Genomic DNA, 15,086 nt, shown 5'->3' on the forward strand with positions numbered 1-15,086 from the left:
ATGTGCGGGTCATCCCCGCGTGCGCGGGGAACACGCGCGAATCTGCGCGGCCACTGCTTCGGCGGTTGGGTCATCCCCGCGTGCGCGGGGAACACCGCGGCGCACGCGCGCCCAGTCCTTGACCCACTGGGTCATCCCCGCGTGCGCGGGGAACACACTTCACGCAAATAACTGATGCACCGAAGAAAATTCGGCGGCCGCAATCCTACCAAACTGAATTGTCAAAGAGCGGCGTGTTCCGGCGGCGGATGGAAAGCCACCAGTCGCAGGCCGTCGAACTCCACGGGAACACGCCGGTTCGGGCCAAGTGTCTGGAACTCGTAGCCCGATTCGTGGCGGCTGGCCCAAGCCATGACGACGTTCCCGTCCTCGCAGCCCTCGGACAGCTGTTGCCAGATCATCTCCCGGGTGCGACGCGACACATCGCCGATGTATACGCCCGCCCGCACCTCCAGGAGCCACAAGGCCAACCTGCCACGCAGGCGGGGCGGGACGTTTTCCGTGACGACGACCAGGAAGCTCATCCCTGCACCCGATGGCCGATATCCCCGATTCCCTCCGGATTGGGGATGGCCGGTGGCACCGACTCCACCGGGGCTTCAGGCGGCTGGATACCCCCCGCCGCCAACACCTCCTCGATGGTCGGAATGATGCGCCCCAAAAGCTTCTCGCTGCGGAATAGATCACGGCAGGCCAGTCGCACCTCCCGCTCCGGCTCCCTGGGCGATCGCGCGGCGATGCGGAATGCGATCGGGACCACGGTGTCGAACTTGAACAGGTCGGCGATGTCGTACACGAACGACAGCGGCTTGCCGGTGTGGATGAACCCTACCGCCGGCGCGTAGCCGGCCGCCAGTACCGCCGCCTCGGTGATGCCGTACAGGCAGGCCGTGGCCGCGGACAGGCAGCGGTTGGGGATGTCCGCGGCGCTCCATTCCTCGCGGTCGTAATTGCGGGAGCGCCAGCTCACGCCATACTTGCGCGCGAGCAACTTGTAGGTCTCGCGCACCCGCACGCCCTCGATGCCACGCAGCTGCTCGACGCTGCGCCGCAATGGCGCCGGTTCCCCGAAGCGGACTTCGTACATCTTGCGTACGACCTTGAGCCGCAATTCGTCGTCCAATGCCAACCTGGCCTGGTAGAGCAGCCGATCGGCACGGGCCCCTCCGGGTTGCCCGCTGGCGTACAGGCGCACTCCCGATTCCCCCACCCACACCAGGAGTGTCCCCACCAGGGCCGCCAGCCTCACCGCCGCGTGGGAAACACGCGTGCCCGGCTCCAGCATGATGCAGGCCACCGACCCAACCGGGATGTGGGTGCGTACGCCGTTCTTGTCCACCACGACGAAAGCACCGTCCAGCACGTCGATCTGCCCGTACTGGACGAAGATCATGGAAACCCTGTCTTTCATCGGCAGCGGTTTCAATGGTGGCAGCAATGGTGTGGTCATGGTCTGCAACCCTCCAGACGCCTGCCTCGCAGGAGACTCATTACCGGCATGACCACGGTGGGGTCCTGCCGGCAGTGCGCCGGCAGGACCCGCTGGCCATCAGCAGGGCTTGAGAAGCAGCAGGCCCAAACCAAAGCTGCGGCCATGCCCCAGCCCCTCCAACAGCGTGGTCGTCAGCTTTTCCGGATCTTCCACGCGCAGAGTGCCCCTGAACTCGGCAACACCCAGGGTGATCCCATGCATCCCCTTCTGCATGCGCAGGATCTCGTAGCGCCCCACGTGGCAGGATTCAATGCCAAAACCGTTCCTTTCTCCCCGCCGCCGCAACCACTCCGGAAGCTCCTCGTGCACCACACGCTGGCGCTCCGCGGCCCGTCGTGCCGGGCTCACCTGCAACTGGTGCAGGCGGGACATGACATAGTCCTGGCGCTTGCCACGTCCCTCCGGCGATGCCTCCGTGCGGGTAGGGTTCAGGCGTATGTCGAAGCGATAGAGGTCTCCCTCTCTTAGCTTCGGCTCGTAGGGCTTGCACTCCATCCGCCATCCCGGGATCTCACGGGGGCGTTCCCTGCTGACAACGAGGAAACGCAACACCCCACCGTCCTCGTCGGGGAGTTGGCGGAACAGGAACGGCTGGGGCGTGTCCTCCGGGCATTCGAACATCCTCCACAGGGCCTGGTGCTGCCGGTAGGGATGCACGCGCAGATCCCGCAGGTTGTCTCCCTCGCCCCGGGGCGAGGCCAGCAATGTCACGCGACTGAACCAGCTCATGACCTAGCCTCCTGCTCCGGGCCGATGCGCCAATGCCGCCCTTCGCCAAACAGGCGGCGCGCCGTATCCAGTGGCCGATCGCGACGCACCACCAGCTGCCTGGCTCCCGTCAGTTCACCCGGGTTGATCCCTTCATCCACCCGGTGGAAATAGCTGTCCTTGCGGCTGCGCAGCCAACCCGCTACGCCAAAGCCATCGAAGCGAGAAAGGCTGGTGCCAACACGCTCCTCGTAGCCCGACAGCGCAAGCGCCCACGTATCCGCCTGCAGCAGCTGGGGCACGATGGGCCACGCCGGAGGACAGCTCTTGCGGCCAAGATACAGCGTGAAACGGGGACGCCTGAGGGCCCGGCCGAGCGCATCCAGGCGTTCGGCCGATCCGCATGCCACGCCGATGGTGGCGGCGTAATCCGAGTAGTAGTAGCGGTCGGACAGCACCGTGTTCAGGTCGTCCTTCGGCACCGACAGTTCGTCGCGTCGCGTGCGGCAAGGACGCCCCTTCAGCGCCGCTTGGCCAGGTGCCTGTGCAGTGTGGTAGTCACGCGCCAGGCTTGCTCCCGGGTTGACCCGCGCCGCGATGTACAGGCCTTCGCCCAGCGCATGCTGGGCGGCGACATCATCGCGTTCGACGCCCTGGGCCGCAGCCAGCAGGCCAAGTACCGCCGAGCGCGAGGGAAGCAGCTCAGTGTCACGCACCTGTCCAGGGGCGGTTCCGCCAAAACTGGCCAATGGCGCTGCAAGCTCGAACAGCAGCCAATGCATGGTGGTCACTCCCCTGCATCCCCGCCGCCTTCATCCAGGCCAAGGGCGACGAAGTCGATGAACTGCCGGAACCGCGGCCGCGCATCCGTCTCCACGCCCTGATCCAGTTCCGAGGCGACGGCGTCGGTGGCATTGAAATGCAGGCGAAGGCCATCGAAGCCGTACACCTCGTCGAACTTCTTCACCAGGCCGCGCATGCGTTCGACGGCCCGCGCCATCATGTCCACCTCCGAAGCCTCGACCGGCTTGAGGAAGGCTGCCGTCAGCTGGCGCGGGGCTTCATCGCCCAGCTCGGCCAGTCCGAAGCTCGCCCTGGCATTGCTGGCGAAGCTCTTCTGCTTGCCCGTCGGCGCCACCGACGCGACCGCCTCGGCCAGCGCACGCAGGGCACGTGCCGCCAGCTCCGTGTTCCCACCCAGGTTCTTCACCAGCAGGTCGCGGTCCACGCATACGTACTCGTAGAACACGCCAGAACCGAAGCCGAGATCGCCGAGATGGCCGGAGCCGGTGTCCTCGTCCTTGTTGAGGTCATCCACCGCGGAGAAGAAGTCGTCTTCCGGCACGGCCCGATGCACCGTGATCGCATGGGCCACCTGGGCGGCGGCCTCGACACTGAACTGGGGCCGGTCCGAGGTTTCCGCCCTGCGCGACTTGTCCGCCGTCAGCATGCGCCCGAAGAGCGCGATGTCCACGGTGGCATTGCCCTTCCTCAGCAGGGCAAGCTGGTCCGACGAAGGCGCCTGCTTCGACTGGGCCAGGGTGCGGGCCAGGGCGATGATGGCCTCGCGCTCCTCGTGCGAAAGGAACACCAGGGTCTCGACCTCGTTGCTTTCGCCCTTCTTGCCCTTGCCGCGCTTGCCCTTGCCGGCGGGCTCCTCACCGCCATCCGCTGTCTGGTCGGCTTCCTCGCCCTCCTTGAGCTTGCCAAAGGCCTGGGCGATGAGCTTGGACCACTCGAATGCATTCTTTTCGTCCAGCCCGGCCTTGAGCATCTCCTCCATCGCGAGCTGGCCGATCTTCTTGGTGCGGATACCCAGGTGGCCTGCCAGCGCCGACTGGAACACGTCACTGGTGCGCCAGGCGCGCTTCAGGCTCTGTGAGGAAACCCGCAGCCGGGGCACGTTGCCGAACACGGCAGTCTTGGGCATGCCCAGGTCGTCGCGGTTCAGGTTGGAGGGACCAAAGGCGGTGAGCACATGCAGTTGCAGGAAGCGGTATTTCATGGGTCTGTCCTTGATTCAGTCATTGGTCTCAGGCTGCATCGGCAGTCGGTCCGGCTGGCTCCCGCTCGGCGACAGCTGCGTCGCCGGAGAAATAGGCGCGGGCGAAGATCCGCCGCCCCTGTTCGCCATGCAGTTCCAGCCAGGCTTCCACCACCGCAAGGGGATGTACGGGGCTGTCCAGCAGGGCGATGGCGCGACGCATGTGCAACAGACGCTCGTCGCTGCCTGCCGCACGCAGCAGACGCTGGAACCTAAGCTCCGATAGGAGGCGCCTTTCTCCCGTCCGCTGCCCCAGGAGCCGCGGCAGGAGCCACCTGTCAGGCAGGGACCCCAATCCTTCGCCCCTTGGCCAAAGCGCCACCCTGGGTTGCGCCAGGAGCACCATGGCACCATCGGCCACGCAGTCTTCCGGCCTCCACTTTCCCATGCAGGCCTTCAGTGCCCGGACAAAGTCCTCCGTCTCCTCGTAGCCGGCCGCATCGCTGCAGCAGGCCGCCCGACGCAATGACGAGCGCAGACGGCCATTCCTTGCTATGGCCCGGCTGGCTGTCAGCACCGCGTAGGCCAAACGTTCGCGATCCCTCATGCTGCCTTCTCCTTCCTCCTGGTTCCGGTCGCCCGGCCGGCCTTCGCAGCCGGGGTTACGAGTCCAAGCTTCTTGGCCAGTCCTCCGTGGACTGCCTGGGACAGGCTTCGGTGCGCCAGGGCCACACGTTCAAGCGCCTGCACGCTCGCTTCCGCCGCATCTCCACGTTCGGCATGCTGCTGGAATAGCTGCAGGGCCACGCCCGCCAGTTGCCTCTGCCAGCGACGACGCATGTCCTGGTGGCATTGCATCCGCTGTTGTTCGGACACCCCATCCATCGCGGCAAGTTCGCCCACCATTTGGTGGAACGCCTCTTCGGTCCTGCTGAACAGCTCGCGCTCGGCGACGCTGGTGTCGCCGCTGCCGGACGCCCCCCATGCAAGCCGCAGTTGCCTGGAGAGCTCGCGACGAACATGGTCCACCCCGTCCAGCCATGCACGGACTTCATGCAACACGACCGCCTTGCGCTCTTCGTCCAGGTCCAGGTGGCGGAACCGTACCTCGTGCCAGGCCAGGCACTTCATGTTGTCCATCGCAAAGCCCGAGGCCCACACCGGATCCACAGGCAGCTGGGAGCGCAGCTCCATGCCCAACCGCTCCGTCCTCAAGGCGCGCGGCATGCGGATCTGTCCACTGTCCTCGCACGTCAGGAGCCAGTCGGCATAGGTGAATCCTGTCTCGCGTACATGTGCAGGCAGGAAGCCACCTGCCTTCTCCATGTAGTAGGGGGACAGCGGATGCTGGAACAGCTCGCTGCGGTAGTTGGCACCGTAGTTGCGCGTTTCCATGCCTGTGGCGCAGGGACCACGCTGCCCGGTCAGGGTGCAGACACCATCCGGCTCGAAATGCAGGCGGATGCGGCGCGGCGTGGCGAAGTAGCACAACAGCGCCTGTTCGATGTCACTCGGCGGTTGCTCCGCCAGGCAGGTGTGCACATCGCGTCCGCCCTCACTGGTGAGGCAGGGCGCCATCCAGGGGAAGACCACCTCCAGGTGCGGCTCGCCACCTTCCAGCACCAGCGTGTTGATCCACAACTTGCGCCACAGCGGCGTCGCCCGTCCGCCCAGCTTCGCAGGCCACAGCAGCATCGAAACCGGGCCGCCACCCCGTACCGATGTCCGGTGCCCCTGGCCTCCTGCGGGGGCATTGATCTGCAGGGTCAGCAACGCCTGCGCGACGACCGGAAGCGACATGGTCGTACCTTCGCTGCGCTTGACGAACAGGTCGGTGTTGTCACGCAACGTCTTGCCGCCCGGCGCTTCCAGGAGCAGCGCGGACAGATCGCCTGCTTCGTCAGGCTCGAAGTCCATGTCCTGCATGAAGCGTCGCGGGCCGCTGTCGAACTGGAAGCAGTGCACGATCTCACGCAGCCGCTCCAGTTCAGGCCGCTCCTGTCCCTGGGCGATGCGGCGCCATTCCGCCTCGTCGTCTGGCGCCAGCCACTGCATAAGCCCGACCAGGAACTGGGCAAGGGCAACGTTGAAATCCGGCCGTATTGCATCCAGCTCCAGGGGCGGGTCGTCCTCGTCCAATAGCTGCAGCGGCGAGATCAGGCGCGACTTCCCACTGGCGCCACGAACCGGGATCCAAGGGTCCGTTATCAGGTTCACGTATCAGCTCCTCTTCAAGGCAATTGAGCAGAGGAGCTGGGCGGGTTACATTCCCGCCCAGCTGGTTGTGTACAGCAAGCAGCGACCACGCCCACCGGCCGGACTGTTTGGCGACCGTCGGCCGGTGGGCTTTTTTGCCTTGGGGCTCCGTGGGGGCCGCTATGCCCACGGAGCCGCGGTTGGTGGCGGAATAAGAATCCTGATGAAGTGCATGGTGGCTTGTTGTTAGCTTGCTTCGCGGCGATGGAAGCTGCCCCAAGTTTTTCCGTGCATGGTGGCTTGATGCCTTCATGCGCTTTTCCGTTCCCCGCGGTCTTGCGGGGATTACCGTGACAGGCGCTGTAACCCGCGCCTGTCGCAATAGCTGAGACTTAGCGGCGGACTGCCCGCCAAGGTGCATGACCAGGTGCCATTCCCGTCCTCCACCAGCGGCAGGATCAGGCGGTAGCGCAGGGCCGGCACCTTGTTCCGGAGCTCTTCCGCCATGCCCGCCAGGCGCCCGTCAAGGCAGACGGCCGCTTCCATTTTGGGCAGCCAATGGCCCGGCAGGCGGATCGTGCTCAGCGCCCAGACGTCCTCGTCTTCCCCGCAACGACCGGTGGCCCATGCCTCCAGGCCCTGGGGCGTGACCCGGACCAGCACGGCCTCGATGCTGTCGCCCAGTCGGCTGCCGATACGCTCCTCGCCCTGCCATCTGGAACCACCGTAGCCTTCTGACAGCGCGACGGCGTTCTGTGCGGCCTGCGTCCCTTGGGCAATGACCTTGCCCAAGTCGCGGTCCTCGGCCGTCTGCAGGGCATCCGGAATCGGTGCCGCGTCGTCGCCATAGACCGCCTCCACCAGGGTGCGGAACTGGCCCGGCAGCTCGATGCGGTCCCCGATTGCACGGGCGCTACGGTGGATGCGCCCGTGCGCGGCATAGACATACGCTGCTCCGCGGGAGAAACGGGAGTACCAGTCGGCGTCGGGCTCAACATCACGGTCGGGACCAAAGACCACCACGGGCCCGGGCGGGCGCCCGTCCTGCGTGCAACCGTGTTCCAGCGGGTTCCCCTGGGCATCGCGCAGATGGCGGCGGTAGCGCCCCAAACGCTGCAACATGACGTCCACCGGACACAGGTCGGTGACCATGCGGTCGGCATCGGCGTCGAGGCTTTCCTGGAAAACCTGGGTGGTCACAATAATGCGGCCCTTGCGGCTGGCCGCACCGCTGTTCCGGCCCAGGGCCGCCAGCACGTCCTCCTGGATGCGCCTGCGGTCCACGGCGGCGAATCGGGCATGGAACAGGGTGCAGGCGTCGATGCCGAAGCGCTCCACCAGGCGCTCCCATGCCTTGCAGGCATCGCCGACGGTATTGCGCACCCAGACCACGGCCTCTCCCGCGGCGTGCCAGGCTGCGATCCGCTCCAACACCTGGCCTTCATCGGTCCGGTACTCGATGTCCAACACCCGCCTGCTGTGGTCCGAAGACGGGAATGCCAGCTCCTGTGCTTGGTTTGCAAGCGAACGCGACCAACGGGTCAACAACGGATAGTCCGTCGACTGTGCCTGCGGCAACTGCACGGACCCCGAGCGACGGCGCCGGCCCGATTGCCCTTCGTCGGCCCGCCAGCGGTGGGCCCCCGCGGAATACGTGGCCAACAGGCGCGAGCGCAAGGCGAGGGGAAGCGTGGCCGAAAGCAGGATGGCGCTCCCGCCGCTTGCGGCGTGCAGCTCCAGGGTGCGCAGCAACACCTGGGTCATGTAGGGGTCGTAACTGTGGACTTCGTCCACCACCAGCACCTTGCGGAACAGTCCCAGCAGCCGCAGGGACTGATGCCGGACCCGCAGGGCGGCCAGCAAAGCCTGATCGAGCGTCCCGACGCCGACCTGCGCGAGCAGGGCACGCTTGTTGCCCTGGGCCAGCCACTCGGACAGGCGCATGGTCGCCGAACGCCCCTCGCCCGGCACATCGTCGTCGAGCTGGGCCAGGTGCCGCAGGAAGGCGTGCGACTGGTCCCGCGCTCCGTGGGCCAGGACGAGCGTGGCACGTGCCGGATCTTCGAACCAAGCCGGCACATCCCGGGTGACGCGCTCGAACATCTGGTCGGCGGTGGCCTGGGTGGGAAGGCCGAAGAACAGCCCGTCGGCCAGCCCCCGATCGATCAGGCGCGCAGCCAGGATCAACGCCGCCTCGGTCTTGCCCGAGCCGGTCGCATCCTCCAGCACGAACAACTGCGGTTCGGCGGGGATGTCAATGTCCGCGGCAACCGCCTGGGCAGGCCGGAGTCCTTCGGCAAGGCGTGGCAACAGCACCTCCGGCGCATGGTAGGGCCGCGGCCGGACGGAAACGACGCCCGCTTCTTCCACGGCCCGGCAAGCCGACGGCAAGGCATGCCGCTGCCAGTACTCCATCAGTGAGAGTCCATGCAGCCCGGGCGCCGCGTATCCGAACCAGGTGGTGTTGGAGCCGATCCAGTCCGCCAGGACCGCCAGGCCGGCAATCCACCAGGAGGCCAGCTTGGCTCTCGCTTCATTGCAGGAAGCGGGCAGGGTGCCCGGCAGGAAGGTGCGGGCGCACCAGGCAAAGAATGCCTCGGCTGCATCGCGGCTCTGCGGCGACATCACCTCGCACAGGGCGGCCAGGGCCATTCCCCTTCCGGGCGGCAGGGTCGGGGGCGGCATGCCATGGTGGCCAAAGGCCGGGGCGAGCAACGCGCCCCAGGTGTCCGCATCCCAGCCACGCAGCTGTTCCGGAAGCCGCCCTTCCTCCGCCAGCCAGGCGTAGAACAACGCGCCGATCTCATCGTGCCGGCGGCTACCCGTCAGACGTGGAAGTGGCGGGTCGAAGCCCTGCTCGACCAGCTCCGGAACCTTGTACTGGAAGCTTTCGGCAAACTTGCCGAGGTCGTGCACGGCCAGCAGGAATACCAGTACCTGCCGTGCAGATGTGTCATCCAGACCCAGCCAGCGCGCAAGCTGGCCCAGGAGGCCAGGCTGGCAGTCGATGTAGGCTTGCCCGCACGCGGCTACATCAAGGCAGTGGAAGACCAGGGGATGGTACGCCCCCACGCTGCCCCACCTTCCCGCCTTGCCCCAGTAGGCCATCCACGATCCAGCGCGCATGCCCGGTTCCCTAAGGCTGTCGAACCACCGTATCCCAGGGGCAAACATCGGCACCGGCACACGGCTTTGTCCATCGCCGCGATGGTAGCGCCCATACCCCCGCTACTGCCCAGGGATACCATACCGAGCTGGATGGCCGAAAGCGCGCATCGGAGGGCAAAACACGCGACAATGCCGGGGTTTCGCCGCCGGGTCCTGCCGCCGCCGCGGGCGCCCCGGCGCTTCCTGTTCCGTACCGCCGTCCGCACCAGAGAGCCCCCGCAGACCATGTCGAACACGCCGAAGATCATCTACACCCTGACCGACGAAGCGCCGTTCCTGGCCACCCAGTCGCTGCTGCCCATCGTCCAGGCCTTCGCCGCCACCGCCGGCATCCAGGTCGAAACCCGGGACATCTCTCTGGCCGGCCGCATCCTGGCGCAGTTCCCGGACTACCTGGGCGAGGACCAGAAGATCGGCGACCACCTGGCCGAGCTGGGCGAGCTGGCCAAGCGCCCGGAAGCCAACATCATCAAGCTGCCGAACATCTCCGCCTCGGTGCCGCAGCTGAAGGCGGCGATCAAGGAACTGCAGGCGCAGGGCTACCCGCTGCCGGACTACCCGGACGCGCCGAAGGACGAGAAGGAAAAGGACATCCAGGCCCGCTACGACCGGGTCAAGGGCTCGGCGGTCAACCCGGTGCTGCGCGAGGGCAATTCCGACCGCCGCGCACCGGCCTCGGTCAAGAACTACGCGCGCAAGCACCCGCACCGCATGGGCGCCTGGAGCAAGGATTCGAAGTCGCACGTGGCGCACATGGCCGCCGGCGACTTCTACGGCAGCGAGCAGTCGGCCACCATCGCCGCCGACGGCGCGCTGCGCATCGAACTGGCCCAGGCCGACGGCCGCACCGTGGTGCTGAAGGAGAAGGTGGCGGTCAAGGCCGGCGAGATCGTCGACGCGGCCACCATGAGCCGCAAGGCGCTGGCCGCGTTCGTGGCCGAGCAGGTCGAGGACGCCCGCGCCAACGACGTGCTGTTCTCGGTGCACCTGAAGGCGACCATGATGAAGGTCTCCGACCCGATCATGTTCGGCGTGGTGGTCTCGGAGTTCTACAAGGACGCCCTGGCCAGGCACGCCGACGCGCTGGCCTCGGTGGGCTTCTCGCCGGAGAACGGCATCGGCGACCTGTACGCGCGCATCGCCTCGCTGCCGGAGGAGCAGCAGGCGGCGATCAAGGCCGACATCGAGGCGGTGTACGCGCGCGGCCCGGCGGTGGCCATGGTCAACTCGGACAAGGGCATCACCAACCTGCACGTGCCCTCGGACGTGATCGTCGACGCCTCGATGCCGGCGATGATCCGCGACTCCGGCCGCATGTGGAACGCGCAGGGCAAGCTGCAGGACGCCAAGGCGGTCATCCCGGACCGCTGCTACGCCGGCGTGTACCAGGCGGTGATCGACGACTGCAAGGCCAACGGCGCGTTCGACCCGACCACCATGGGCTCGGTGCCGAACGTGGGCCTGATGGCGCAGAAGGCCGAGGAGTACGGCAGCCACGACAAGACCTTCCGCATCCCGGCCGACGGCACCGTGCGCGTGCTCGACCAGGACGGCAAGCTGGTGTTCGAGCACAAGGTCGAGGCCGGCGACATCTGGCGCATGTGCCAGACCAAGGACGCGCCGATCCAGGACTGGGTCAAGCTGGCCGTGACCCGCGCGCGCCTGAGCAACACCCCGGCGGTGTTCTGGCTGGACGCCAACCGCGCCCACGACCGCGAGGTCATCGCCAAGGTCGAGAAGTACCTCAAGGACCACGACACCTCCGGCCTGGACATCCGCATCCTGGAGCCGGTGGAGGCCACGAAGTTCTCGCTGCAGCGCATCCGCCAGGGCAAGGACACCATCTCGGTGACCGGCAATGTGCTGCGCGACTACCTGACCGACCTGTTCCCGATCCTGGAGCTGGGCACCAGCGCCAAGATGCTGTCGATCGTGCCGCTGATGGCCGGCGGCGGCCTGTTCGAGACCGGTGCCGGCGGCAGCGCGCCCAAGCACGTGCAGCAGTTCCTCGAGGAGAACTACCTGCGCTGGGATTCGCTGGGCGAGTTCCTGGCCTTGGCCGCCTCGCTGGAGCACCTGGCCGAGCAGACCGGCAATGCCAAGGCCGCGGTGCTGGCCAAGGCCCTGGACCAGGCCAACGGCCTGGTGCTGGACAACAACCGCTCGCCGGCGCGCAAGGTCGGCGAGCTGGACAACCGCGGCAGCCACTTCTACCTGGCCCTGTACTGGGCGCAGGCGCTGGCCGCGCAGGACGAGGATCCGGCGCTGCAGGCGAAGTTCGCGCCGCTGGCCAAGGCCCTGGCCGAGAACGAGGCGAAGATCGTCGCCGAGCTCAACGGCGCCCAGGGCAAGCCGGTGGACATCGGCGGCTACTACCACCCCGACCTGGCCCGCACCAGCGCGGCCATGCGCCCGTCGCCGACCTTCAACGCCAGCCTCGCGGCACTGGCGGCCTGAGCGCGGCCTCCACTTCCCGCTCCACCCGACGACGCCCGGCCTCGCGCCGGGCGTCGTGCTTCGTGGCGTCCGCCGGGTGCGCGGTGGCCGCGTCCAGGTCCACCACGTAGCCCTCCATCGACAGCAGCTGGCGGAACATCGCCGACAGCTCGCTTCCGTATGCGCCCGTGTTCCTCGTACCCATGTCCGTGCTCCGGCTGGCTTGAACGTGGATCAAGCTAAGGCGATGCTGGACGGGCATGTAGCGCAAGTTCCACAAGCCAGACTTGAGGGAGGCTCAAGATGGGCCGGATTCCGCTGGACCAGGTGGAGGCCTTCGTCGCCGCCGCGCGGCTGGGCAACCTGACCCGCGCCGCCGAGCGCATGCACCTGACGGTGAGCGCGCTGAGCCACCGCATGCGCCAGCTGGAGGAACGCCTCGGCCAGCAGCTGCTGGCACGCGGCCCGCGCGGGGTGGAACTGACCCCTGAAGGACGGCGCCTGTACGAGGCGGTGGGCGGGCCGCTGGACGCGATCGCGCAGGCGCTGCAGCGCGCCAGCGCGCGCCGCCGCGGGCGCAGCATGACCATCAGCCTGATCCCCTCGATGGCCACCGCCTGGCTGGTGCCGCGCCTGCCCTCGTTCCTGGCCGCGCACCCGGACCTGGCACTGAGCCTGCAGTCCAGCACCCACGTGGTGGACTTCGAACGCGAGCCGGTGGACCTGGCCCTGCGCCTGGGCGGCGGCAACTGGCCGGGCGTGCGCGCCGAGCTGCTGTTCGACGAGTGGCTGGTGCCGGTGGCCAGCCCCGGCCTGCTGAAGCGGCACGCGAAGGTGCCGGCGGCGCAGCGGCTGGCGCGGCTGCCGCTGCTGGGCGATCCCTCCGGGCGCTGGGAGGACTGGTTCGCCGCCACCGGCGGCAGCGCGCCGGAGCGCTATACCGCGCATTTCGACGACACCGAGACCCTGCACCAGGCCGCCGCGGAGGGACTGGGCGTGGCGCTGGCGCGGCTGACCCTGGCCGAGCCGCTGCTGCGCGCCGGGCGCCTGGTCACCCTAGGCCGCAGGCGCCTGCCCGCCGGTTTCGGCCACTACCTGGTGTATCCGGAGCGCAGCCTGGCGCATCCGGCCTTCCCCACCGTGCGCGCCTGGCTGCTGCAGCAGGCCGCGGCTCCGTCCGCCCCGTGAACCGCCCCGCTACCATCCCGCCATGATCCAGGCCGAAGCCATTGCCCAGGTCGCACGCGACGCGTTCGACGACTACCACGCGCGGTTTGCCGCGATCAGCCGCCGCGCCAGGCGGCGCTTCGAGCAGCGCGACTGGGCCGGCGCCCGCGCCGACGCCGCCGAGCGCCTGGACCTGTACGACCTGTGCATCGACGAATGCCGCCGGCGCCTGGCCGCGCTGCTGGGCCTGCACGCGCACGACCGCACGCTGTGGGCGCGGGTGCGCGACCACTACGCCGCCTCGATCGAGGGCGCGATCGACACCGAGCTGTACAAGACCTTCTTCAACACCCTCGCCCGGCGCTTCTTCCGCACCCGCGGCCTGGACGCGGACATCGAGTTCGTGGCGCTGGACATCGAGCCCACCGACGCCATCACCCGCCCGGTGGCGCGGCACAGCTACGCGGTCTCGACCAGCCGCCCGGTGGACGCGTTCGTGCGCATGCTCGGCGACTACCGCTTCGACGTGCCCTATGCGCACCTGGCGCGCTGCGCGGCGGCGATCGCGGTGCGCCTGCAGGACGACCTGGCGCACTGGGGCGAGCATCCGGTGCGCTCGATCGAGTTGCTGGACACGGTGTTTTACCGCGAGCGCCGCGCCTACCTGGTGGGGCGGGTGTTCGGCGAGCACCGCTTCTCGCCCTGCGTGGTGGCCCTGGTCAACGGTGATTCCGGCATCCGCGCCGAGGCGGTGCTGACCCGCCGCGGCGACGTGGCCCAGTTGTTCGGCGTCTCGCGCAGCTACTTCCAGGCCGACCTGCCCACCGTGGGCGACGCGGTGGTGTTCCTGCGCACCCTGCTGCCGCACAAGCCGGTGGACGAGCTGTACACCGTGCTGGGCCGCGCCAAGCAGGGCAAGACCGAGCGCTACCGCAGCTTCTTCCGCTACTTCCACGCCCACCCGGCCGAACGCCTGGTGCCGGCGGAGGGCACCCCGGGCATGGTCATGGCGGTGTTCACCCTGCCTGGGCAGCCGCTGGTCTTCAAGGTGATCCGCGACCGCTTCGCCTGGCCCAAGCGGACCACGCCGGAGGAAGTGCAGGCGCAGTACGAGCGCGTGTTCCGCTTGGACCGGGTGGGCCGCCTGCTCGACGCGCAGCCGTTCCGGTACCTGCGCTTCCCGGCCGCGCGCTTCGACCCGGCCTTGCTGCGCGAGCTGCGCGAAAGCTGCGCCGCCAGCGTGGTCGAGGACGGCGACGACGTGGTGCTGAAGCTGTGCTACGTGCAGCGCCGCCTGCGCCCGCTGGACCTGTACCTGCGCGAGCAGGGCGCCGAGGCGCGGCGCGAGGCGGTGCTGGACTACGGCCAGGCGATCGTCGACCTGGCGCGCAACGACATCTTTCCCGGCGACATGCTGCTGAAGAACTTCGGCGTCTCCCGCCACCGTCGCGTCGTGTTCTACGACTACGACGAGATCCGCTCGGTCTCCGAGCTGGAGTTCCGCGACTGGCCGCAGGCGACGACCTACGAGGAACAGGTCGCGGCCGAGCCCTGGTTCCACGTCGGCCCGCAGGACGTGTTTCCCGAACGCTTCGGCCAGTTCATGGGCCTGCCCGCGCCGCTGCTGGCCGCGCTGAAATCCGCCCACCCCGGCCTGTTCCAGCCGCAGTGGTGGCGCGACCTGCAGGCGCAGCTGCGGGACGGCCAGTGGCCGGATACACCGCCGTACCCTGATTCGTTGCGCCTCGCGTAACGAATCAGGGTACGGCGCGGGATTCGGGATTCGGGATTCGGGATTCGGGATTGGGGATTCGTAAGAGCGCCTCCGGCATGCCGCACGGCGAACGGGGGGCCGCTCCTGCTCTTTCGGGTCACGAATCCGCAATCCCGAATCACGGCCCCAATGCTAGTCTCGCCCCGTCCCCAAGCAGGAGC

12 protein-coding genes and 1 CRISPR repeat array are annotated in these 15,086 nt (G+C 68.0%); of the genes, 3 read left to right on the top strand and 9 right to left on the bottom strand.

Features of this window, described 5'->3' with window-relative positions; genetic code table 11:
- Nucleotides 1-6 precede the first annotated feature (6 nt).
- Nucleotides 7-156: a CRISPR direct-repeat array (repeat unit 28 nt; unit sequence GGGTCATCCCCGCGTGCGCGGGGAACAC).
- Between the two features lie 65 nt (nucleotides 157-221).
- The 8 genes from cas2e to PSEJ31_RS15445 form a co-directional block, all read right to left on the bottom strand.
- Nucleotides 222-524 (bottom strand): type I-E CRISPR-associated endoribonuclease Cas2e, encoded by a 303-nt coding sequence (cas2e, locus tag PSEJ31_RS0100005; protein WP_028914261.1) that lies wholly within the window; start codon nucleotides 522-524, stop codon nucleotides 222-224.
- Nucleotides 521-1,450 carry a type I-E CRISPR-associated endonuclease Cas1e gene (gene cas1e / locus PSEJ31_RS0100010; protein WP_232207881.1) on the bottom strand — a complete coding sequence of 310 codons (930 nt, stop codon included), beginning with the start codon at nucleotides 1,448-1,450 and terminating at the stop codon, nucleotides 521-523. Before cas1e ends, cas2e begins: the two co-directional genes overlap by 4 nt.
- Nucleotides 1,451-1,549: 99 nt before the next feature.
- Entirely contained in the window at nucleotides 1,550-2,221 is a 672-nt protein-coding gene (gene cas6e, locus PSEJ31_RS0100015) for a type I-E CRISPR-associated protein Cas6/Cse3/CasE (protein ID WP_019397351.1), read from the bottom strand.
- Nucleotides 2,218-2,982, bottom strand: a complete 765-nt coding sequence (gene cas5e / locus PSEJ31_RS16395; protein ID WP_125109190.1) for a type I-E CRISPR-associated protein Cas5/CasD — start codon at nucleotides 2,980-2,982, stop codon at nucleotides 2,218-2,220. Before cas5e ends, cas6e begins: the two co-directional genes overlap by 4 nt.
- A 5-nt stretch (nucleotides 2,983-2,987) precedes the next feature.
- The gene (gene cas7e / locus PSEJ31_RS0100025; RefSeq protein WP_028914262.1) at nucleotides 2,988-4,205 is read right to left on the bottom strand and encodes a type I-E CRISPR-associated protein Cas7/Cse4/CasC; all 1,218 of its coding nucleotides are present in this window, start codon (nucleotides 4,203-4,205) and stop codon (nucleotides 2,988-2,990) included.
- A gap of 28 nt (nucleotides 4,206-4,233) precedes the next feature.
- The gene (locus PSEJ31_RS17165; protein WP_147208555.1) at nucleotides 4,234-4,791 is read right to left on the bottom strand and encodes a type I-E CRISPR-associated protein Cse2/CasB; all 558 of its coding nucleotides are present in this window, start codon (nucleotides 4,789-4,791) and stop codon (nucleotides 4,234-4,236) included.
- Nucleotides 4,788-6,401 (bottom strand): type I-E CRISPR-associated protein Cse1/CasA, encoded by a 1,614-nt coding sequence (gene casA / locus PSEJ31_RS0100035; RefSeq protein WP_028914264.1) that lies wholly within the window; start codon nucleotides 6,399-6,401, stop codon nucleotides 4,788-4,790. Before casA ends, PSEJ31_RS17165 begins: the two co-directional genes overlap by 4 nt.
- 324 nt (nucleotides 6,402-6,725) lie before the next feature.
- Nucleotides 6,726-9,488, bottom strand: a complete 2,763-nt coding sequence (locus PSEJ31_RS15445) for a CRISPR-associated helicase/endonuclease Cas3 (protein ID WP_051403586.1) — start codon at nucleotides 9,486-9,488, stop codon at nucleotides 6,726-6,728.
- 285 nt (nucleotides 9,489-9,773) lie between these two features.
- On the opposite strand from PSEJ31_RS15445, the gene PSEJ31_RS0100045 reads away from it, so the two are divergent.
- Complete coding sequence (locus PSEJ31_RS0100045) at nucleotides 9,774-12,005, top strand: NADP-dependent isocitrate dehydrogenase (RefSeq protein ID WP_028914265.1); 2,232 nt, start codon at nucleotides 9,774-9,776, stop codon at nucleotides 12,003-12,005.
- Here PSEJ31_RS0100045 and PSEJ31_RS0100050 read toward each other — a convergent pair.
- Nucleotides 11,974-12,189, bottom strand: coding sequence for a hypothetical protein (locus tag PSEJ31_RS0100050; protein ID WP_232210955.1), 216 nt, complete (start codon nucleotides 12,187-12,189; stop codon nucleotides 11,974-11,976). The two genes, PSEJ31_RS0100045 and PSEJ31_RS0100050, sit on opposite strands and share 32 nt — an antisense overlap.
- A 98-nt stretch (nucleotides 12,190-12,287) precedes the next feature.
- On the opposite strand from PSEJ31_RS0100050, the gene PSEJ31_RS0100055 reads away from it, so the two are divergent.
- Nucleotides 12,288-13,172 (top strand): LysR substrate-binding domain-containing protein, encoded by an 885-nt coding sequence (locus PSEJ31_RS0100055; RefSeq protein WP_028914267.1) that lies wholly within the window; start codon nucleotides 12,288-12,290, stop codon nucleotides 13,170-13,172.
- 22 nt (nucleotides 13,173-13,194) lie between these two features.
- Entirely contained in the window at nucleotides 13,195-14,904 is a 1,710-nt protein-coding gene (gene aceK / locus PSEJ31_RS0100060; protein ID WP_028914268.1) for a bifunctional isocitrate dehydrogenase kinase/phosphatase, read from the top strand.
- Nucleotides 14,905-15,086: the final 182 nt, after the last annotated feature.

The organism is Pseudoxanthomonas sp. J31 (genome assembly GCF_000510725.1).
Classification (GTDB): domain Bacteria; phylum Pseudomonadota; class Gammaproteobacteria; order Xanthomonadales; family Xanthomonadaceae; genus Pseudoxanthomonas.